This is a genomic window from Streptomyces sp. O3 (assembly GCF_054788135.1).
Map to the genome: position 1 here is coordinate 52048 of NZ_JBTVYK010000026.1, position 19615 is coordinate 71662.

At 69.8% G+C, this 19615-nt stretch carries 17 protein-coding genes, 1 tRNA gene and 3 pseudogenes; 9 read left to right on the forward strand and 12 right to left on the reverse strand.

What is annotated here, in order from left to right; all coding sequences use genetic code 11:
• Positions 1 to 57: 57 nt before the first annotated feature.
• The 3 genes from ACX6XY_RS15235 (at position 58) to ACX6XY_RS15245 (ending at position 3611) form a co-directional block, all read left to right on the forward strand.
• Positions 58 to 804 carry a hypothetical protein gene (locus ACX6XY_RS15235; RefSeq protein WP_460330464.1) on the forward strand — a complete coding sequence of 249 codons (747 nt, stop codon included), beginning with the start codon at positions 58 to 60 and terminating at the stop codon, positions 802 to 804.
• 285 nt (positions 805 to 1089) lie between these two features.
• Positions 1090 to 3396, forward strand: coding sequence for a DEAD/DEAH box helicase (locus ACX6XY_RS15240; RefSeq protein ID WP_460330467.1), 2307 nt, complete (start codon positions 1090 to 1092; stop codon positions 3394 to 3396).
• 142 nt (positions 3397 to 3538) lie between these two features.
• Positions 3539 to 3611, forward strand: a tRNA-Lys gene (locus ACX6XY_RS15245).
• A gap of 34 nt (positions 3612 to 3645) precedes the next feature.
• Here ACX6XY_RS15245 and ACX6XY_RS15250 read toward each other — a convergent pair.
• Positions 3646 to 4104 (reverse strand): annotated as a pseudogene (locus ACX6XY_RS15250) (site-specific integrase); the annotation flags it as partial.
• Between ACX6XY_RS15250 and ACX6XY_RS15255 the strand changes: the two are divergent.
• Positions 4096 to 4389, forward strand: a pseudogene (locus tag ACX6XY_RS15255) (mobilization protein); the annotation flags it as partial. The pseudogenes ACX6XY_RS15250 and ACX6XY_RS15255 overlap by 9 nt on opposite strands.
• 26 nt (positions 4390 to 4415) lie before the next feature.
• Here ACX6XY_RS15255 and ACX6XY_RS15260 read toward each other — a convergent pair.
• The 4 genes from ACX6XY_RS15260 to ACX6XY_RS15275 form a co-directional block, all read right to left on the reverse strand.
• Complete coding sequence (locus ACX6XY_RS15260; protein WP_460330470.1) at positions 4416 to 5411, reverse strand: glutamate ligase domain-containing protein; 996 nt, start codon at positions 5409 to 5411, stop codon at positions 4416 to 4418.
• Between the two features lie 17 nt (positions 5412 to 5428).
• Positions 5429 to 6397, reverse strand: coding sequence for a D-alanine--D-alanine ligase family protein (locus ACX6XY_RS15265; RefSeq protein WP_460330473.1), 969 nt, complete (start codon positions 6395 to 6397; stop codon positions 5429 to 5431).
• Between the two features lie 239 nt (positions 6398 to 6636).
• A complete protein-coding gene (locus tag ACX6XY_RS15270; protein ID WP_460330476.1) occupies positions 6637 to 6981 on the reverse strand; it encodes a DUF6415 family natural product biosynthesis protein in 345 nt (114 codons plus the stop codon).
• Positions 6978 to 7199, reverse strand: coding sequence for a hypothetical protein (locus tag ACX6XY_RS15275; RefSeq protein WP_460330479.1), 222 nt, complete (start codon positions 7197 to 7199; stop codon positions 6978 to 6980). Before ACX6XY_RS15275 ends, ACX6XY_RS15270 begins: the two co-directional genes overlap by 4 nt.
• Before the next feature lie 254 nt (positions 7200 to 7453).
• Between ACX6XY_RS15275 and ACX6XY_RS15280 the strand changes: the two genes are divergently transcribed.
• The 3 genes and pseudogenes from ACX6XY_RS15280 to ACX6XY_RS15290 all read left to right on the forward strand — a co-directional run bounded on the left by ACX6XY_RS15280 (position 7454) and on the right by ACX6XY_RS15290 (position 9888).
• Complete coding sequence (locus ACX6XY_RS15280) at positions 7454 to 8824, forward strand: hypothetical protein (RefSeq protein ID WP_460330482.1); 1371 nt, start codon at positions 7454 to 7456, stop codon at positions 8822 to 8824.
• An 11-nt stretch (positions 8825 to 8835) separates the two neighbouring features.
• Positions 8836 to 9384 (forward strand): GNAT family N-acetyltransferase, encoded by a 549-nt coding sequence (locus ACX6XY_RS15285; RefSeq protein WP_460330484.1) that lies wholly within the window; start codon positions 8836 to 8838, stop codon positions 9382 to 9384.
• A gap of 14 nt (positions 9385 to 9398) precedes the next feature.
• A pseudogene (locus ACX6XY_RS15290) lies at positions 9399 to 9888 on the forward strand (NUDIX domain-containing protein).
• Between the two features lie 20 nt (positions 9889 to 9908).
• Here the strand turns inward: ACX6XY_RS15290 and ACX6XY_RS15295 are convergent.
• Genes ACX6XY_RS15295 through ACX6XY_RS15305 form a run of 3 tightly spaced genes read right to left on the reverse strand, consistent with a single transcriptional unit; the run spans position 9909 to position 14003 of the window.
• On the reverse strand, positions 9909 to 11183 hold the full coding sequence (locus ACX6XY_RS15295) for an MFS transporter (RefSeq protein ID WP_460330487.1): 1275 nt from the start codon (positions 11181 to 11183) through the stop codon (positions 9909 to 9911).
• Positions 11180 to 11758 (reverse strand): flavodoxin family protein, encoded by a 579-nt coding sequence (locus tag ACX6XY_RS15300; protein WP_460330490.1) that lies wholly within the window; start codon positions 11756 to 11758, stop codon positions 11180 to 11182. The genes ACX6XY_RS15295 and ACX6XY_RS15300 overlap by 4 nt, the downstream gene beginning before the upstream one ends.
• A gap of 13 nt (positions 11759 to 11771) precedes the next feature.
• Entirely contained in the window at positions 11772 to 14003 is a 2232-nt protein-coding gene (locus ACX6XY_RS15305) for a YcaO-like family protein (protein ID WP_460330551.1), read from the reverse strand.
• Positions 14004 to 14442: 439 nt separating this feature from the next.
• Between ACX6XY_RS15305 and ACX6XY_RS15310 the strand changes: the two genes are divergently transcribed.
• Entirely contained in the window at positions 14443 to 14928 is a 486-nt protein-coding gene (locus tag ACX6XY_RS15310; protein WP_460330493.1) for a GNAT family N-acetyltransferase, read from the forward strand.
• Positions 14929 to 15308: 380 nt separating this feature from the next.
• Here ACX6XY_RS15310 and ACX6XY_RS15315 read toward each other — a convergent pair whose 3' ends face one another.
• From ACX6XY_RS15315 to ACX6XY_RS15330, 4 genes are all read right to left on the reverse strand, one after another.
• On the reverse strand, positions 15309 to 15881 hold the full coding sequence (locus ACX6XY_RS15315; protein WP_460330495.1) for a GNAT family N-acetyltransferase: 573 nt from the start codon (positions 15879 to 15881) through the stop codon (positions 15309 to 15311).
• Between the two features lie 50 nt (positions 15882 to 15931).
• Complete coding sequence (locus ACX6XY_RS15320) at positions 15932 to 16381, reverse strand: hypothetical protein (protein WP_460330497.1); 450 nt, start codon at positions 16379 to 16381, stop codon at positions 15932 to 15934.
• A gap of 113 nt (positions 16382 to 16494) precedes the next feature.
• Positions 16495 to 16800: an AzlD domain-containing protein gene (locus ACX6XY_RS15325; protein WP_460330500.1), complete on the reverse strand. Its 306-nt coding sequence runs from the start codon at positions 16798 to 16800 to the stop codon at positions 16495 to 16497.
• A complete protein-coding gene (locus ACX6XY_RS15330; RefSeq protein ID WP_460330502.1) occupies positions 16797 to 17651 on the reverse strand; it encodes an AzlC family ABC transporter permease in 855 nt (284 codons plus the stop codon). Before ACX6XY_RS15330 ends, ACX6XY_RS15325 begins: the two co-directional genes overlap by 4 nt.
• Before the next feature lie 161 nt (positions 17652 to 17812).
• Between ACX6XY_RS15330 and ACX6XY_RS15335 the strand changes: the two genes are divergently transcribed.
• Entirely contained in the window at positions 17813 to 19546 is a 1734-nt protein-coding gene (locus tag ACX6XY_RS15335) for a hypothetical protein (RefSeq protein ID WP_460330505.1), read from the forward strand.
• The last annotated feature ends 69 nt before the right edge of the window (positions 19547 to 19615 follow it).

A 19615-nucleotide genomic window follows, 5' to 3' on the forward strand; every position in this document is an offset into this window, starting at 1 on the left:
CCGGGTGGCGGAGTTGGGCAGGGGGACCCCGTCGCCGCACCCCGGAGGTGCCCGCCCGTGCGCCCGTTGCCCGTACCACCGCTGAGGCCGTACGCAGCCGTCCGGCTGGTCGCCGGGATGCTCGCGGTCGCCGCGACCGCTGGCTGTATGAGTGTGGGCGCGGAGGAGAGCGCGCCGTCGCCGACGCGCTCCGCCGGGTCCGCGGACGACGGCACGGCGATCCAGGACGGTGAGACGGTGGTGAGCGGCGACGGCGTACGGGGCGGAGGCGGTGCGCCTGGCGGCCACGGGCGGTCGGGGCGGCCGGAGCCGAGCGGCTCGTCGAAGGGCGGGGCGAAGGAGGATCAGGACGACGAGGCGGGTCCGGGGCCGAAGTCCGGTTCGGAGGCGGAGTCGGAGCCGGGGGCGGACGAACAGCCGGATTCCGGGGCCGAGTCTGGGTCGTCGGGGTCCGGTGCGGCGGACCCCGACGGCTCCGGCTCCGGGGCCGGCTCCGGCGCTGGCTCCGGGTCCGGGTCCGGCTCCGGGTCCGGGTCGGACGAGGAGCCCCGGCCGCCGCGCGACGACCCGAAGCCGGGTGAGCCGTCGCCGCGCCCGGACCCCACCCGTACGACGCCCACGCCCGCCCCGTCCTCGACGCCGACCGAGACGCCCACCGGGTCGGAGCCGACGCCGAGCGATCCCCCCGAGCCGACGCCCGCCGAACCGTCCGAGTCGGCGGCACACCGGATGCGGGCGCACTCGGCGCACGAGCAGACGTGGCCGGACGGCCCGGAGCCGTCTCCCCAGGCCGAGCCCTCGTAGCGGTGTCGACGCCGACGCCGGTGCCGGTGTGGGTAATGCGGTGCGGTAATGGCGCGAGAGTGCAGGTCAGAGCGGTGTGTGGGGTCTGGTTTGCCATTCGGGGTGGTGGGTGCGTACAGTGGTAGATCGTTTGATCCCATTTGCCCGGCGCCGTCAGTGAACCCTGAGGCGAGCGCCGTGAGGCGCGTACTCTCCCTTGCCGTGGTTGGACCGCATTGAGGCGGTCGTGTGCGAATTCACGGAGTTTGGGCGCGTGCCGAGACTCCGGAAGGTTTCGCATTTCGCATGCTCGAAAACAACACTGCCAATCTCAGCGCTGACCGCGCTGCCCTGCCCGAGAACGACGCCGCCCCCGAGGCGGTGGCGACCCTCGACACGGCGACGGAGACGGCCGCCGACGAGGCGCCCAAGGCCGCCGAGTCCCCCGAGGCCGCCGAGTCTCCCAAGGCTCCCGAAGTCACCTTCGCCGACCTGGGCCTGCCCGAAGGCGTCGTCCGCAAGCTCGCCCAGAACGGCGTCACCACCCCCTTCCCGATCCAGGCCGCGACCATCCCGGACGCCCTGGCGGGCAAGGACATCCTGGGCCGCGGTCGCACCGGCTCCGGCAAGACCCTCTCCTTCGGCCTGCCGCTGCTGGCCACGCTGGCCGGTGGCCGCACCGAGAAGAAGAAGCCCCGCGGCGTCATCCTCACCCCGACCCGTGAGCTCGCGATGCAGGTCGCGGACGCGCTCCAGCCGTACGGCGACGTGCTCGGCCTGAAGATGAAGGTCGTCTGCGGCGGTACCTCGATGGGTAATCAGATCTACGCCCTGGAGCGCGGCGTCGACGTGCTCGTCGCGACGCCGGGCCGTCTGCGGGACATCATCAACCGTGGCGCCTGCTCGCTGGAGAACACCGAGATCGCGGTACTCGACGAGGCCGACCAGATGTCCGACCTGGGCTTCCTGCCCGAGGTCACCGAACTGCTCGACCAGGTGCCGACCGGCGGCCAGCGGATGCTGTTCTCGGCCACGATGGAGAACGAGATCTCCACGCTGGTCAAGCGCTACCTGACCGACCCGGTCACCCACGAGGTCGACGCCGCCCAGGGCGCCGTCACCACGATGACCCACCACATCCTGATCGTGAAGCCGCGCGACAAGGCGCCGGTCACCGCCGCCATCGCCGCGCGCAAGGGCCGCACGATCATCTTCGTCCGCACCCAGCTGGGCGCCGACCGCATCGCCGAGCAGCTGCGCGAGTCCGGGGTGCGCGCCGACGCGCTGCACGGCGGCATGACGCAGGGCGCGCGTACCCGCACGCTGGCCGACTTCAAGGACGGTTACGTCAACGCGCTGGTCGCCACCGACGTCGCCGCCCGTGGCATCCACGTCGACGACATCGACCTGGTCCTGAACGTGGACCCGGCGGGCGACCACAAGGACTACCTGCACCGTTCCGGCCGTACCGCCCGCGCGGGCCGCAGCGGCACGGTCGTGTCCCTCTCCCTCCCGCACCAGCGCCGCCAGATCTTCCGCCTGATGGAGGACGCGGGCGTGGACGCCAGCCGCCACATGGTCGGCGGCGGCGGCGCCTTCGACCCCGAGGTCGCCGAGATCACCGGCGCCCGTTCGCTGACCGAGGTCCAGGCCGACTCCGCGGACAACGCCGCGAAGCAGGCCGAGCGCGACGTGGCGGAGCTGACCCGTGACCTGGAGCGCGCGCAGCGCCGTGCCACCGAGCTCCGCGAGGAGGCCGACCGGCTGACCGCCCGCGCGGCGCGCGAGCGCGGCGAGGACCCGGAGGCGGCCATCGCCGCCGCGGCTGCGGCCGCCGAGACGGAGACCCCCGCCGCCGAGGCCCCGGCCGCCTCCGCGCCGGCCTCGGAGCAGCCGCGCGAGTCCCGTGCGGCGCGCGAGGAGCGCCCGCCGTACGAGCGCCGCGAGCGTCGCGACGACCGAGGCAACTTCGACCGCCGCGACCGCGATGACCGTAACGACCGCGGCGGCGACCGTGGCGGCTTCAACCGTGACCGTAACGACCGCGACCGCAACGACCGCGGTGGCGACCGCGGCGGTGACCGCGGCGGGTTCCGCCGTGACGACCGTCCGGGCTTCCGCCGCGATGACCGTAACGACCGCGGTGGTTTCAACCGCGACCGTAACGACCGCGGCGGCGACCGTGGCGGCTTCAACCGCGACCGTAACGACCGCGGTGGCGACCGTGGCGGTGACCGCGGCGGGTTCCGCCGTGACGACCGTCCGGGCTTCCGCCGCGATGACCGTAACGACCGTGGCGGCTTCAACCGCGACCGCAACGACCGCGGCGGCTTCCGCGGCTCCCGCGACTCCGAGCGCGGCGGGTTCCGCCGTGACGACCGTCCGGGCTTCCGTCGCGATGACCGTGGCGACCGTGGCGGCTTCAACCGCGACCGCGGCGACCGCCCGTTCAACCGCGACCACCGCGGCGGCAGCGACCGCCCCTTCAACCGCGACCACCGGGGCGACCGCAACGACCGCCCCTTCAACCGCCGTGACGACCGTCGCGACGACCACCGCGGCAGCTCCTTCGGCCGCCGCGACGAGAAGCCGCGCTGGAAGCGCAACGGCTGACACCCAGGCAGCTGACTGACAGCAGCGGGCCCGTCCCACACGGACGGGCCCGCTGCCGTCTGCCGAAGATCAACCGGACATCCGCGCTGTCTGCCATATACCTTCGGAGCCTGACCCGGTCGGGGGCTATGCTTCAGACTGCGGGCCGTTAGCTCAATTGGCAGAGCAGTGGACTTTTAATCCATTGGTTGTGGGTTCGAGTCCCACACGGCCTACCGCGACAGGGAGAGGGAAACCCCCTCTGACCTGCTACGCAGCGTCCGGGTCCGCTTCGGCGGGCTCGGACGCTGCTGCGTTTTTGGGCCCGTGCGTGAGCGATGCGTGAGCGGACGAGCCGTCAGCAGGGCTCCCGTCAGCGGATTCCCCGGCCTTCCGAGCCCTGGGGATCAGGCTCGTGTACGTGTCCGAGGTGAGCGTGATGGTGGAGTGCCGCAGGGTCTCCTTCACCGCGTGGATGTCGCCGCCGCCTCCGTGAGTGAGGGTCGCCGCGACGTGGCGCAGGTCACGAAGCGTGATCGGCGGCAGGTCGGTAGTCGCGAGGATGCGGCGGAACGCCTCGGAGACGGCCTCGGGGTGCACCCAGGAGCCGTCCTCCTGGGTGAAGACCTTGCCCGTGTCCCGCCAGGCGGCGCCCCACTCCTCACGCTCCTTGTCCTGGCGGACCTTGTGGGACCGCAGGACGGCGATGTTCATGCTGTCGAGCGCATCCTGGGCGACCCCGCCTGGGATGCCCTCGCCGCCGTGCTCGCCGGGGCAGAGGCGGCAGGCCACAACGCGACCACCGTCCTCGACCAGGCACTCGGCCAGCGCCCCCTGGACGACGCCCGCAACCCCGCCCGCGCACTGACCTGGCGTATCCGCCGCCTCGGCGAACGCCACGTACCCAGCCCACGAGCCGAAGCAGCCAAGGCCCGCAGGGGCGCATCCCGCCCGGCCCCCGGTGTCAACTCGACCGGCGCCAGTCCGGCGAACGGTGCCGCACGGCGGCGCTGACCGGTCAAGTGTCGCGGCGGAGCTGATCAGAGGAGTCCGGTGACTGGTTGTCCCGTGAGCGCCTGGGCGACCTGCCAGAGCTGCCCGGCGCGCGAGGCTTTGGTCAGTACGACGTCGCCGGGTCGCAATCGGGATTCGACGAGGGTAACGGCTGTCGCGTTGTCCGCCACGATCGCCACCTCCGGCACGCCCGCGTCGGCGGCCGCGAGAGCGAGCTGCTTGGCGAGGTCACCGCCGACTGCCACCATCAGGTCGACGCCCTGCTCGGCGGCGTAACGGCCGATCTCCCGGTGGGCTTCGATCGCTTCGTCGCCGAGTTCGAGCATCTCTCCGAGGACGGCGATCTTCCGCCCGCCGACTGGGCCCTGCGGCGGGCCGAGAACGACTCCGCGCCCCGCGTAGAAGCGGTCCAGATCTTCCCACGGGACCTCGTGGAACTGCTGGGAGGCACTGGGGAAACCGGAGGGGTTGTGGAGCACGACCTGGTCCGGTGTGGCTCCGACAGCGAGGACCAGGTGACCGCCTTTGCGCGGTGGCTCGGGGGCGAGGGTGCGGATGGAGGGATGGACGGAGAGGATCACCAGCTGCCCTGCAGCGAGGTGTTCGGAGATGGCCGTGGCAGGGAGGTCGGGACGTGCCTCGGCGTGGAGTCCCCAGCGTTCGCGTACGTAGTCGGCGAAGGGGGCGTAGATGAGGCCGTCGAGGCCGCCGTCGTCCCGTTTGACGTACGCACCTGCCTTCACGCACTCCTCGGCCAGAGCCATGGCGGTGGGCGGGGCAGGCTCTCGGGTTGCGTCCCGCCAGTGGTCGAGGGCCATGCGCAGGCAGGCGATGCCGCACAGCCGCCAGGACCACCACTCGTACGTCTCTGGGCTGTCCGCCCCGTACGCGTGCCACAACGGGTCCTCGGCGGCGGAGATCTCGCGCCCGATGATCGCGGGCACCAGCTCCGGGGATGCCCACTGGGCGTAGTACGGCACGGGGTGGGTCACGGACGGGTGTGTGGTCTGGCTGTTCGGCATGTGGGGCAGTCTTCCGGTCAGGGCACGTAGGCGGGTTTGGTGAAGGCGGTCTTCAGGACGTGTCGCACCAGCTGCGGGTAGCTGATGTCGGCGGCCTTGGCCATGGTGGCGAGGTTCCCTCGGGTGGACAGGCCGGGCAGGGTGTTGATCTCCAGGACCGTGGCGCGGTCACCGCCGACCATGAAGTCGACCCGTGAGACGCCGTGACCGCCGACGAGCCGGTGGATGTCGAGGGCGCGCTGCTGGACCTGCCGGGTCTGCCAGCCGGGCAGCGGCGCGGGGCAGTACTCGCTGCGCAGGGACGGGTCGTGCTTGGCCTCGTAGTCGTAGAACGGGCGGGTGGTCTCCACACCGAGGATGGGCAGCGCGGTGAGCTGGCCGTCGACCTCCAGGACGCCGACCGTGCACGGCATGCCGGGCACGTACTCCTCGGCCATGAACCGGTCGTAGGTCTGCTCCCGCGCCGCGTCGATCAGCGCCGCCAGTTCCGTCTCGTCGTGGGCCACCCCGGCGACCAGACTGCCGCCGCCCGAGCAGGGCTTGAAGAACACCGGCCAGCAGCCGAGCGTCATCTTCACCATGGTCACCATCTGCGCGGTCGACAGGCCGGGGTCGAGGTCGAGCCAGTCGGGCGTGTCGACCCGCTGGGCGGCCATGAGGCGTTTGAACATCGGCTTGAACATGCCGATCGCCGAGGCCATGACTCCGGACCCGGTGTAGGGGACGCCGAAGGTGTCCAGGGTTCCCTGGATCTTGCCGTCCTCGCCGCCGAGTCCGTGCAGGCCGAGTAAGGCGACGTCGATACGGTCGGCCAGCTCGCGGGCCGGGGTCTCGGCGAGGTCGATCAACTCGGTGCGCAGGCCGGTCTGGGCGAGGGCCTTGGCCGCCGCCTCGCCGGAGGCGATCGAGCCGGGCCGTTCCGGGGAGTGGCCGCCGCACAGGACACCGACGCGAGCGGATTCGAGATCGGGCAGGGCAGACGACATCTGCGACTCCTCACAGAGGACAAGCGGGGCGTGGGCGGGGGCCAGGGGTGGTGTGCAGCGGCCCGCATGAGGCGGCGCCTCCGCCGCCTCACGGTTCAACCGGGCGGGATGCGCGGTCGTGGCCTGGGGGCGAGGCGGTAACCCAGGCGGCACCACCCACGCGACCGTGTCCGGTCGCTTCCGGGATCGGAGGGTGGCACCAGGTGTACGGACCGGCAGCCGCGGTTTCCGTGCCTCGCTCATTCCGCGGCCCTCTGGTGCTCGGCGTCGGTGGGCGTCTCCGCCGCGGCGGCGTAACGCGAAAGGATCTCCAGCGACTTGGCGAGCAGCCGCAGCTCTGCGGCAGGGTCGCGAAACTCAGAGCCGCTGCTGGTGCTGAGGCGGCGGGCGTAGCGCACGGTGTCTGTGGCGATGTCGCGTGAGCGTCCGTCCGGGAGCCCCTCCGCGTAGCGGGTGGCGGGCTCGATGACGTGCCTGATGCGGCTGCGGAGACGGCTGCGGAGCTGATCGGCGAGCTCGCCGGTGGGGCGGTGCCGGGCAAGAATCAGCGCGGAAGCCACGTCCTGGGTCAGTGACGTTGTCATGGCCGCCTGCCCCGGTGATGCGGAGCCAGGGACTCGACCAGCGGCAGCCGAGCCCATTCGTGAGCGACGTTCCGGGCGGCGAAGTGCGGAGTGTCGGCGGAGCCGGGGCGGTAGCTGTGGCTGCGGACGTAGGCGCAGAGGCGACGTCGGCCCCATGCGTCCGGAGTTGTTGGCATCTGGCCGGTGGTCGCGATGGTCTTTGTGGCCGTGCTGGTCATGACGGAGGAACTCCCTGCTCTATTGAGGGTGTTCGGACTGCGACGTTCGGTAACGATGAGTAAGAGAGTCGCGGCGGCCGGGCCGCATCTCTACCGCCATCGGACCGTCAGGTTCCGCATCGGCGGGTGACGGGCGGCGTCATCGGCCCGTCATCGGACCGTCAAGTTCGGCCGGATCAGCAGGAATAACGGGTTCCGGGGCTGCGAGAGCTCTAGCGTCTGCACCAGCGCACCGCGACGGGTTGGGGGTCACCATGCGGACACTGCTCCACCAGATCATCACCCAACGCAACTGGCAGTACCCGACGTTCCGGGGCCGGTTCGAGAAGGCCGCGAGAGAACTGGCCGAGATCGAGGGCGCACCTCACCTCGCCACCCTCGCCCCGTCCGAACGCACCTACGAACGCTGGTACCTGGGCGAGACCAAACCGGTCCCGGACGCCCGCCGGATCCTGGTCCACCTCTTCGACCGTCCTGTCGACGAACTCCTGGCGCCACCGGGACCGCACGCTCTGCCGGTCACCGCACACGCTCAGCGAACACCGCCGGACGAGAACTTCGCCCTCGGGGCGGCAAGCGGTGCGCCGAACAGCACGACCACGTACGAGATGGGAAGGCAGGCAGCCATGGCGGCTAACAGGGCACTGCGGTTCGCGGTGATAGCGGAATCCACGTCGGTCGGCGCGGAGACCCTCGACCACATCAGGGACGAGGTCACCAGAATCGCCGCCGCGTACCCCCGCGTCGCCCTCCACGACATCCTCGCCGACCTCATCGAGATCCAGGACCTCGTCTTCCGCCTCCTGGAATCCGACCGCCCCACCCCCGCGCAGGCCGTCGACCTGCACCTATGGGCCTCCATGACCTCCGGCATGCTCGCCAAGGCATCCCACGACCTGTCCGACCCCAAGTCCGCCATGACCCAGGCCCGCGCCGCCTACGTCTGCGCCGACCAGGCCGGACACAACGGCATGCGCGCCTGGATTCGTGGCCTGCAGTCCCTCATCGCCTACTGGTCCGGACGCCCCGACGACGCAGCCACCTACGCCGCCCGAGGTGCCACCCTGCTCACCGCCCCGGCCGGAACGGTCGCCGTCTGGCTCGCAGCCCAGGAGGCCCGCGCCCACGCCGTCCTCGGCGACGCCGACGGAGTGCACACCGCCCTGCTGCAAGCGACCGACGCCCGCGACGCCACCGTGCGCGACGACCTCGACGCTATCGGCGGCATCCTCACCTTCCCCAGGCCCCGCCAGGCTTACTACACCGCCGAGGCCCGCGTCCTCCTCGGCGACACCACCCGGAATACCGAACGCGCGGCAGAAGAAGCCGTCCACGCCTACGCCACCGCCCCCGCCGACGAATGGGCCTTCGGCGACCAGGCCGGCGCCCACACCAACCTCGCCCTCGCCCGCATCGCCCGCTCAGACCTCGACGGCGCCGCCGACGCGGTCGGCCCCGTACTCGACCTGCCGCCCGCCCAGCACAACCACGGCATCATCGTCTCCGCCCAACGCGTCCGCGAGGCTCTGTCCACCGGCCCCCTGCGCAACGCCGCCCAGACCAAAGACCTGCGAGCCGAACTGGAAGCCTTCACCGCCACCCCCACCCCGGCCCTGCCCCGGTAAGGTCCGAAACCATGTACCCGGTCGAGCACACCAGCCCACGCCTGCTCCTGCGGGAAATCACCATCGACGACGTAGACGCCGTCCACGCCATCTACGGCAACCCCGAGGCCACCGAACACCTCTCCTTCGAGCCCCGCACCCGCGACCAGGTCGGCCAGATCATCGCCCGCTCCATGACCACCGCCACGACCAAGCCCCGCGACGAGTACTGCCTCGCCATCGTCGAACGCGACACCGGCCACCTCATCGGCTACGCCCGCCTCGCCCTCGACCCCCACCAACCCCAGGCAGCCACCATGGGCTTCGCCCTCCACCCCTCCGCCTGGGGCGTCGGCTACGGCACCGAAACCGTCCGCGCCGTGTTCGCCGTCGCCTTCAACACCCTCGACCTCCACCGTGTCTGGGCCGCCCGCGCCCCCCTCAACACCGCCTCCCACAAAACCCTGCTCCGCGCCGGAATGACCGAGGAAGGCCGCATCCGCCAACACGTCCACGTACGCGGTGCCTGGCGGGACTCCATCACGTACTCGATCCTCGACCAGGAGTGGAAGACCACCTAGCAGGAATCCGCCTCATGAGGTCCACCGACGACCAGCAGCAGAAGGCCCTCAACCCTGCCCTCGAATCTATGTCCCTGCTGGTCGCCGCCGTCATCGTCCACGACAGGGGCACCAACCGCGTCGTTCTCCTCCAGCGCAGCTAGAACGCCAAGTTCGCTCAGGGCATGTGGGACCTGCCCGTCGGCAAGAGTGAACCCGGCGAGCCCATCACCGAGACCGCGGTCCGGGAGCTGTACGAGGAGACCAGCCTGACGGTGAACCGGAGTCCCTGAAGGTCGCCCACATTATCCACGGCGCCTGGGGCGTCGAAGCCCCAGGCGGTTTCCTCACCGTCGTCCTCGCCGCCCACGAATGGACCGGCGAGCCCGAGAACCCCGCAAGCACTCGCAGGGCCGCTGGGTTGACACCGATGCCATCCCCCGAGAAGTTCGTGGAGACCACCGTCAGCGCCCTCCGCCGCTATCTCATCGATGGCCGCAAGTATCCCTCGACGGATGGCGCTGAAGTCGGCGGAGTCGGCCACGTCAGGTGCTCGCGTTGGTTGTCGCTGGTTCCTGCTGGGAGGACTTCTCCGGCAAGGTCCGTCGGCTGGCCAGCAGCAGGAGAGCTGAGGCTGCGGCGCACATGACGAGGAGCGCGGCCCAGGGCAGGCGTGAGTGGGAGGCGAACAACGCGGCCAGCACTGCCGGGGCGATGACGTTGCCGACGCTCCAAGAGAGTTGGTTGACGCTCAGGTAGCGGCCGAGAAGCTCAGGACGAGCTATGTCGGTCACCATGATCACGATTGTCGGTGGGTGGACCAGCTCGCCGATGGTGTAGGTGATGACGGCGGCGAACAGGATGGCGATAGCGGGTAGCTGGCTGGCCGGAGTGAGGAGAAAGACAGCGAACCCGACGGCGTAGAAGGCCACGGCGGACTGCATCACACGGGAAGGCGTCCCGGATTCAATACGCCGGACAGCGGGCCCTTGGGCAAACATGAGAAGTGCCGTGTTCACCGCGAAGAGTGTGCCGGTGAGCCAGGTGGCGTCGGGAGCGATTTCTTTGGCGTAGAGCGGCGCCAGCACGACCAGGGCCAGGGTGCACACAGCGAGCAGCGCGTTGGCGCCCACAAGCAGCAGGAAGGGGGTATCGGTGAGGACAGCGCGCAGTCCGGCCTTCTGCTGCGGGGCGTGGCCCGGCGCACCGGGGCTGGCGGTGGTAGTGGTGCGAGCTTCACGCCACGTCAGCAGAAGGACGGCGACGATGGTGAAGGACGCGGCGTTGGCGATGACGACAAGGTTGGCCCCGCTGCTTCCCAGGGCAACGACGGCCGCTGAGAGAGCGGCTCCTACGCCCATGCCGATGGAGCGCACGGTGCGACCCAGGGCGTACCAGCGGGCGCGTTGCTCTTTCCCGCACAGGGCGATGACCATGGCGGAGTTGGATGGCCAGAACGCGCTGTCACTCCACGATACGAGCGCGGACAGAACGACGATCTGCCAGAACTGGTCGGCGACCAGGTACGTGAGGAAAGCTCCGGCGCGCAGCAGGCAGGCGATCGCGGCCATGCGGCCGGGGCCTATGCGGTCGATAAGGGTGCCGGTATGGGGTCCGCCCAAGAGGGCGATCCCGGCGCCGAGGGAAAGAGCCAGGCCGACTTTGGCGACGCTGATGTCGGCGACGGTGACGAAGTAGAGCAGGGTCAGGGGGAGGAAAAGCCCGGTTCCGAGGCTGTCGATGGCAGCGATGACCACGAGTCTGCGACGGCCCGTGGTGTCTGGGAATCCGAGGCGTTCTCGCCACGCGGTGATACTCACAGCTGATCGGCCTTCCGCCTGCGAGTGGCTAGGGCGGCGAGCCGGTGGCCGTGCCGGGCAGCGGTGTCGAGGTCGCTCTGATGCATCGAGCCAGGGCCTTGATCGAAGTTGATCTGCGCTGCGACACCGAGGCGGTAGCCGAGCCGATTAGGGTCGTCGGAGCTGCCGCTGGACGTGTTCCATCCGGCGGGCGTGGGCTGGCCTGCCCAGATCATCGCGTGCTGCATGGCGAGAGAGAGCATGTAGTTCAGGGTGTGGAGTTTGCCGCCGGCCATGGCCGATCCGGTGGTGAACCCAGTGGCGAAGGTATCTGCCCACTGTGCGGCCATCTGCCGTCGCCCGGTTTCCTCGGCGAAGGCCACGAAGTCCGCCGAGGGCCCGGCGATGTGAGTGGGCGAGCCGAAGACGACTGCGTCGGCTGCTCCCAGCAGCCGCCAGTGCTCTTCGTCCAGGGCTGGCACTTCGAGGAGGTGCGCCTGAGATCCCTGCTCTTGGACGCCATGCGCGACGGCTTGTGCCAAGCGGCGGGTGTTGCCGCCGCGTGAGTCGTAGACCACTGCGATGAGTGTGCTCAAGGGGTCCTCCGGGCTACACGTGGGGGAGGGGGAAGTAGTTCAGCTCGTCCTCGGTAAGGGGTGTGGCGCGCCATCCGAGGGCAACGGCGGAGTCCTGGACGCGGCGGCGGCCGAGTTGCGGGAACGCCGCGGGGAAGTTCGGAACCAGACCGGGAACGACGACGCGGGTGACATGGAACCCTGAAGGGGCCACATCGGCGGTGGTCACATCGACGCTGATGACGTCCAGCCCCTTGGCCGACACGCGCGCAAGGTAGTTCCCGAAGCTCCGCTCGGTGACGGTAGGCAGGGCGGCCCAGTCACCCGTCGGAAGTTGGGACGTCCATGCGGCGGTGCGCTCTAGGGCACGCGGGTCGAGGTTGATCTGCCCTTGGCACTGCAGGTCGACAACATCGCGGAAGTCGCTGCGGTAGCTGTCGAGGTAGAGCCTGTCAGCGCGGTAGGGCTTGAGGTTGTGCCCGGCCAGCGCGCCAGCCGCGATTTCGGAGGCCAGCTCCTGCTCATCAAGCATGAAGGCGGCGTTGCCTTGGAGCGTGATGGCCTCAGCCAGCGCCTTCTTGGCCGCGTCGAGGGCGGTGTGGCGCGTCGCGAAGCCGATCACCATGGTGTCGTTGACCTTGGAGTTCAGCAGACAGGCCACGGTGGGTACGTTGAACTCGTTGTCGAGGTGCACAAAGACCGGGGAGAGGTCGTCTGCACGGTCGTGGAGGAGCGCCTGCAGTTCGGGGTGTGCGGGCAGGGCTGGCAGCGGGGTGGCGTTGTGCCACCAGATCATCGACGCGTCGCGTTCGATGATCTCTTCCAGCCCGGACAGCAGGGCGTAGTCCATGGTCGGCCCCGCAGCGATGCCTGCCAGGTTGGGGTAGGCGTAGAGCGGCTCGTCGTGTGCGGTGCGTTCGGGGTGCTCGTGCCAGGCGACATAGACGAGGAAGGCGGGTACGTGGACATCTGTGTTCTGGGTGTGGGACCAGCCCTTGACCCAGGCGCACTCGGAGTCCCTGGTGAAGCGAGGGAAGGGGAAGCCGGGCGTTGCGTACTGATCCTCGGAGTACAGCACGAGCGTCTCGGGGGCCACGGGGCGGAGCCCCTGTGCGGTCAGCGTCCTGAAGGACCCGTGGACCAGCTGGTCCTGGTCGACGTAGTTGCCGCAGTAGCGCTCGATGGCTTCGCCCACGGCGGCGTCGCGCGCGGCTTCGTGTGACTCCCAGGAGGTTCCGAACGCGGCTGGGTCCGCGGCGAGCTGCATGACGCGGCGTAGCCTCGCCACGTCAACCGAGCAGGTGTGCAGCTGGGCCGGGATGCCGTGCCTGGTCTCCCATGGCTTGATGCGGGTCACAATGCCCGTCTCCCGGCCGACGACGGATTTGGCCGGTGGGTGGTAACCGTGATCGGAGTACGGCCGGTGCGGCATGCGCAGGATCTCGTGGTGCTGGGTGGTGAGGTAGAGCGGGTTCATCTCCAGCTCGGACTCGTACAGATCCGCGCGCATGAGCCCCATGAGCCACCGCTGCAGCCGCGTGGCGACCTGCGCCAGCATCCAGTGCAGCTCCCCGGGGGCAACGCGCGGCACAGCGGAGTTCGGATCTCGGGCGAGGGCATCGAACACCTCCTCTTGGAGCGCGGCCGACCTGCGGCGCTCTAGGACGTCGCGCATGTCGACCCCGCGGCCTGGCCAGATCCCAGGACCGAGCATCCCCTTACCGAGTTCGAAGCGGAAGGAGAGCCAGGGAATTTCCTGCGCCTCACATATCGTGTTCAGGGCAAGTAGTTGCTGGTGCGCGGGCGTATCGAACAGGGCGAGAAGGGCGGGCTGCCGCCCTTCATCTACTGTTTCCGACGCCCAGTCTTGAAGCTCCTCTTGTGGCACGAATTCCGCCTTGAAATGCTGCTGGAGTAGCGGAGAGGCGACGTCGTTCAGTCGATCAGAGCCAGTGACGGCCAACCGCACAGATTCCAGAGGGACAGAGGGAACGCCAGGGTCCGGCATGCGATAGGCCCAGCGGTCCGTGACATCGCTCCGGACCTCGCTGAGGCATCCCTTTTCCCGCAGAAGTGCCGCTATCTCGTCGTACCCGTCGGGAGTGCCATCGAGGGCGTCGGTCAGTGAACGGCTTCCGTCCAGCAGCTGCAGCCAGTCGCGTAGCGTCTGGGCAGGAGTAGCGAGGAGGAACTTCTCACCCATCGGGGTGATGATCAGCGACTCACCTGCCGCCACCTGCAGTACGTCCAACTGGGCAGAGATCACAGCAGTCAACACGGAACCCTTCGCTAAGCAGAAATGAGAGGCAATGTAATGGGGCCGTCCCCTGTATAGGGAACGGCCCCATTAGCTAACGCTGATGAATCAGCGCCACTGGGTTACTCAGGCAGCCCAGCGGATCGCCGGCGCCGGCGCCACGTTGTTGTTGGCGGCAACGCGGGTGGAAAGGGTGTCACGCTCGCTGTAGGACTTGACCATTTTAGATCTCCTTAAACAGTAAACCTGCGCCTTCGGTCCCTGTGGGAACTTTCTGGCGGCTGACGAGAAAAAGCTAACACGGAGATCGCTGCCGCAGGGGGGGGGAATTTCTTGTGACGTAGATCACTTGCTGATTGGGGAACTCTTAGGTGCGGGTGCATTCGAGCCATTCGGAATTACTGAATCCGTTCGGTGATTGCGCCTTGGGGGCCGGTACGGTAGGGGCATGGGTATCGAACAGTGCGGTGATGTAGAGGTTGGAATCGCAACAGAAAAGGACATTCCTGGCCTTGTGGAGTGTTCGTCTGCCCTCTTCGAGGAGGACGCAGGCACTCGTGATCAAGCCATCAACACGTCCTGGCCCCGCGAACACGGACCGAACAGATTCAGCACGGGACTGAACGATTCCAGCCGACTCATGCTGGCGGCGCGCCATCAAGGGCGTGTCGCGGGCTACCTGACTGGCACGCTCGCCCCGCCCAGTGCCATGACCACTGTCACCACAGCCACCCTCACGGCGATGTGGGTGCACCCGGACATTCGCAACGCTGGCACCGGCTCCCGGCTGGTCGAGCAGTTTCTGGCCTGGGCTAGGGAGCAGGGGGCCGAACGCGCTGAGGTGACCGCCTACGTCGCCAACACGTCCGCCCGTCGGTTCTACGCGCGCCATGGTTTCGCGGACCACTCCCTTACGGCCGTCCGCACCCTCTGAACCCGCGTGCGGCTTCAGCTTCCTTGCTGGGCTGCCGACATCCGTGCGCGTTAGCGATGCGTGAGCGGACGGGGCCCCACACCTCGTCACCACATGGATCACGCGGCACCACGCACACCCTCTGACCAGGCAACTCCGGACGGAGAAGGGCCGCCCGGACTCAGCCGGACGGTCCCCTCCAGGACTTTTAATCCATTGGTTGTGGGTTCGAGTCCCACACGGCCTACCGCGAGCAGGAGCGTCATAGCCGCGCTGAGTGTGCCCGGCGGTATGGCGATCCTGTCGACGGCGACTCCGTGGCGGCGCCGACCTCCAATGCGACACCGGCACGGATCCGACGGGGCGCGCGGTAGCGTGCATCCCGTCCGCGCGCGTCTCGGCTAGCGCAGGTCGAGGCGCATCAGGATGCGGGGGTGGCCGGACAGGACTGAGGTGGTGTCGGCGGTGTGGGTGAATCCGGCGCGCTCGAAGTTCTTCCGGATTCCTGGATACGCCATCGTCGGGTCGACCCTGGCGTCGCCGTTGTCGAGGGGGTACGCCTCGACGGCCGGTGCGCCGTGGGTGCGGGCGAACTCGACCGCGCCCGTGATGAGGGCGTGCGAGATCCCCCGCTTCCGGTGGCCGGGGCGTACGCGGATGCACCACAGGGACCAGACCGGCAGGTCGTCGACGTGTGGGATCTTGCGGCTGCGGGCGAAGGAGGTGGCCGACCGTGGGGCGACGGCGGCCCAGCCGACCGGCTCGTCGCCGTCGTAGGCGAGCACGCCCGGAGGCGGGTCCGCGCGGCACAGTTCGGCGACGTAGTCGCCGCGGGCCGGGCCGCGGAGCTCGTTGTTGAGCTTGGATCCGATCCGGTAGCTGAGGCACCAGCAGACGTTCGCGTCAGGTGACTTCGGGCCGACCAGGGTGCGGACGTCCTGGAAGACCGAGGCCGGGCGAACTTCGATGGTCATGGCTCCACGGTAGGGGTGAGCGCGGTGTCAGGCGGTCGGACAGGCCCTGGCTAGCCCGCGTTGGCGCTGTACGCGGTCAGGGCGATGAGCGTGGTGGTGGCGGTGACCACGGAAACGGTCAGCCAGAGGGCGACGCGCCGGGACCGGCGGCGGCGTTCCGGCCGGGGTCGCTTCGCCGCCCGACGCGTGCCGTTGGGCGGTGTGGCCGTCTCGGACGTCGTCTCCGCCAGGAGTCGGCGGCAGGCGGCGGCCAGTTCGCCCGTGTCGCTGGTCAGCGGGAGCACTGTCTCGGCGCGTGCCGGGGCGGTGGTCCCGCCGTCCAGGAGGCGGCCCGCCCGGATGCGTACCTCGCCTCGGGTCCCGGTGGCGGCGAGGCTGATCCAGCGCTCGACGTGGTCGCCCCTGATGACCATGCCACCCGTACGGTCGCGGTACACGGTGTGCTGCTGCCAGAGGAGTCTGGCCAATTGGTGGGTGGTTTCGGCGAGATGCGCGCGCAAGGCCCCCCCCTTGTGAAGCGCGTGTCAGTGCGTTCGAGAGGCGCACTCTACCGACAGGTACACATCAGAGGGCGAGTCAGGCCCCGGTACGCGGCGCCGGGGCGTCCGTACGGTCAGCCCGTGAGCCAGCGCAGTGCCGCGGTGACCGCCGCCGCGGACACCACCACGACCAGGAACGGCGCGCGCCGCCAGACGGCCACCGCGGCCACCGCGAGGCCCACGACGCGGAAGTCCAGGGTGATCTCCTGCCCTACGGTGAAGGTCTGCACCGCGATCAGGCCCGCGAGCAGCGCGACCGGGGCGGCCTGGGCGGTGCGGGCGACGGTCGGGTGGGCCAGGGCGCGCTCGGGCACGAGCAGCCCGAGCAGCTTCAGCGCGAAGCACGCCGTGATCAGCGCCGCGAGCCAGAGCCAGCTCATGGGGTACCTCCCGTACCCGCGCCCGTGCCCGTACCCGCGCCCGTGCCCGTGCCCGCGCCCGTGTCCGTACCCGGTGTCCGCTGCCCGGATCGGCCGTCGCTCGGGACCAGCAGCACGCTGAGCGCGGTCAGCCCCGCGAGTACCACCGGCAGCCCCGCGCCGACCAGCGGCGAGACGGCCACGGCGACCACGGCGGCCAGCACGAACACCGTCCGGTGGGCGCGGTCCCGCAGCCTCGGCGCGACCAGGGCGAGGAAGGCGGCCGATGACGCGGCGTCGAGACCGAACATCTTCGGGTCGGTCATCAGGGACCCGGCGAGCGCTCCGCTGAGCGTCGCCAGGTTCCAGCAGAGGAAGACCGTGGCGCCGGTGGCCCAGTAGGCGAACCGGCCGGTCGCCCGGTCGGCTCTGCCGAGCGCCATGGCCGCGCTCTCGTCACTCATCAGATGGGCCATCGGCAGCAGGTCCCGGCCGCGCGGCGCGAGTACGGAGCGCAGGCTGACCCCGTAGAACAGGTTGCGTATCCCCAGGACCGTGGCGGTGACCGTGGCGGTCGGCGCGCTCGCTCCCGCCGATATCGCTCCTACCAGCGCCAGTTGCGACGAGCCGCCGTACAGCAGCAGGGACAGCACCTGGGTCTGAAGCACGGTCAGGCCGGACGCGATCGCGAGTGCCCCGTAGGAGAGGCCGTACGCGCCGACGGCCAGTCCGATGCCCAGCGCGTCGCGGAGGAGGGCGGACCGCTGCTGGTGGTGCTGCTGGTGGTGCTGGTGCTGGCGTTGGTGTGTCTGTGTCGTCTCCGACGTCGTCGGTGGGCTGTGCTCCGTTTCCCGTTCCGTGGCTCCCTCCATGGAGGGGCTCCTCCCCTGTGCGGTGTCCAGATGCCGAAACGCGCTCTCGAAGTCATGGACCATATGCAAGATGACCCTGTAATGTCATTCAAGCGCATCGAGATGACACACGCAAGATCGGCCGCCCTGTAGGCGCGCAGGGCGACAGGAAGTGAGCAGAGATGAGAAGCGTCGCCGACACCTACAAGGCGCTTGAGGAGCACGCCCTGGGCGGCAGCGCGTTCGACGTCGCCGCGCTGGCCGATCTCGCGGGCGGCGACCTGCGGCAGACGGACGAGCACGACGTCGCCACCCTCCTCGTGCTCGCCGCGCTGTGCGCCCGGCTCGACGGCGGCGGCTCGGCGGCCGCCGAACTGACCGACGTCGCCGACCAGTACACGCGCTCATCGCTGCTCTACACCGGGCGCATCCTGCCGCGGGCGAAGGAGATGATCGCGCTTCTCGACCGCAGCACGGACGACCGCTCCCTGGACGGCCTGGTGGAGACCGCGGACCACCTCAGCCAGGGCTGGCCCGCGTACGGCGACTCCGTCTTCCCCGCCGCCTTCGACCGGCTGGCCGGGGAACTGGGCCTGGAGCCGGACGCCGGATGCTTCTCGCAGGTGTCGTTCGTCCTGTGGTGGCAGGCGCTCGAGGCCGCCGCGCGGAACGACCCGCACACCGCACGCCCCCTCTTCGAGCGGTCCCTGGAGCGCTACCGCAGGTACCTCTACTACGCGGACGCGGCCTGGATCTTCACCGACCTGGTGGCCGCGGCGCTGCTGGCCGACCAGCAGGAAGAGGCGGCCGACATCCTCGACGAGCAGCGCCGCTACGTACAGGGGGTGCTGGCCGAGCACCCGGCGGCGAGCCCCGGCGGCCCGCACGTCTTCCACGTCGGCGACGTGATCAGCGGCGGCTACAGCACCTTCGTGGAGTCCTCGTCGCTGCGCCCGAGCGGATTCACCGAGCGGGACCACGCGCTGCTGCTGCGCTTCGTGCGGGCCAGCGAGTTCCTCGTATCCGCCGCCCGGTACCGCACGCGCAAGGACTTCGAGGCCGCGCTCGACGTGTTCTCCGCCGGGCGGGCGGCCTTCCCGCAGTCGCCGTACCCGAGGATCTTCCGGCACCTCGCCGAGGCCTGCGCGAAGGGCGCCGAGGCGTGGGACGTTCATCTCACCGCGCACGAACGCTGGCACCAGATGCTGCGCACCTATCGGGTACGGGTGAAACCGCACGTCCTGATCGAGACGGCGACGGCGCTGCACGAACGGCTCAGCTACGCCGGGCTCGCCGAACACGCCGGTCTCGTACTCCTGGACGCCGCCGTCCTGCACGCCCATCTGCACGGCAGGAGCCTGGCGGTGGCGTGGATCACCCGGTACCTGGAGCGGCTGCGGGCGGTCGTCCCGGACGCGCTCAGCGCGGTCGTCGACCACGTACAGGCGCCGCGGGGCGCCGAGGAGTGGAGTCTGCTCGGCCGGTACATCGGCCTGCGCACCAGCTGCCTCGCCCCCGAGCTGCTGTCGGTCGGCCTCGCCGAGCGGCAGTCGGCCGAGCCGAGCCAGCTCCAGGTCTCGCTGTACGGGCGGCTGCTCGCCATCGAGGGGATCACCGTGCACGAGAGCACCCCGCCGCCGCTGGTGGACATCCTGACCGTGCTGGGCGATGAGCTGAACCGCGGTCAGGCCGAAGGCACGGAGCCGCCGTTTCTGTCCGCGTCCGAGCTGGCTGAGCGCACCGGCCGTACGGGCGCGGCGTTGGCGCAGGCGGTCCGCAGGTTCCGGGGCGCCTGTCAGCGGACGTTCCAGGAGGCGACCGACTGGGACATCGTGCAGGAGGCGGTCATCCAGGGCAGACCCGGCTACCGGATGAATCCGCAGAGTGTGCAGCGGTTCGCCGTGTATTCGGCCTGAGTTCCCGCGCTTCCGTCTCCTCCCCTTCCTCCGCTTCCTCCCCCCTCCCCCTTTCCGTTCCCGTTCCGA

Bases quoted from the DNA above. Each gene is read 5' to 3' on its own strand.
- ACX6XY_RS15240 (WP_460330467.1), top strand. From the start codon at position 1,090: ATGCTCGAAAACAACACTGCCAATCTCAGCGCTGACCGCGCTGCCCTG.
- ACX6XY_RS15260 (WP_460330470.1), bottom strand. From the start codon at position 5,411: ATGCCGAACAGCCAGACCACACACCCGTCCGTGACCCACCCCGTGCCG.
- ACX6XY_RS15265 (WP_460330473.1), bottom strand. From the start codon at position 6,397: ATGTCGTCTGCCCTGCCCGATCTCGAATCCGCTCGCGTCGGTGTCCTG.
- ACX6XY_RS15270 (WP_460330476.1), bottom strand. From the start codon at position 6,981: ATGACAACGTCACTGACCCAGGACGTGGCTTCCGCGCTGATTCTTGCC.
- ACX6XY_RS15275 (WP_460330479.1), bottom strand. From the start codon at position 7,199: ATGACCAGCACGGCCACAAAGACCATCGCGACCACCGGCCAGATGCCA.
- ACX6XY_RS15280 (WP_460330482.1), top strand. From the start codon at position 7,454: ATGCGGACACTGCTCCACCAGATCATCACCCAACGCAACTGGCAGTAC.
- ACX6XY_RS15285 (WP_460330484.1), top strand. From the start codon at position 8,836: ATGTACCCGGTCGAGCACACCAGCCCACGCCTGCTCCTGCGGGAAATC.
- ACX6XY_RS15310 (WP_460330493.1), top strand. From the start codon at position 14,443: ATGGGTATCGAACAGTGCGGTGATGTAGAGGTTGGAATCGCAACAGAA.
- ACX6XY_RS15315 (WP_460330495.1), bottom strand. From the start codon at position 15,881: ATGACCATCGAAGTTCGCCCGGCCTCGGTCTTCCAGGACGTCCGCACC.
- ACX6XY_RS15325 (WP_460330500.1), bottom strand. From the start codon at position 16,800: ATGAGCTGGCTCTGGCTCGCGGCGCTGATCACGGCGTGCTTCGCGCTG.
- ACX6XY_RS15330 (WP_460330502.1), bottom strand. From the start codon at position 17,651: ATGGAGGGAGCCACGGAACGGGAAACGGAGCACAGCCCACCGACGACG.
- ACX6XY_RS15335 (WP_460330505.1), top strand. From the start codon at position 17,813: ATGAGAAGCGTCGCCGACACCTACAAGGCGCTTGAGGAGCACGCCCTG.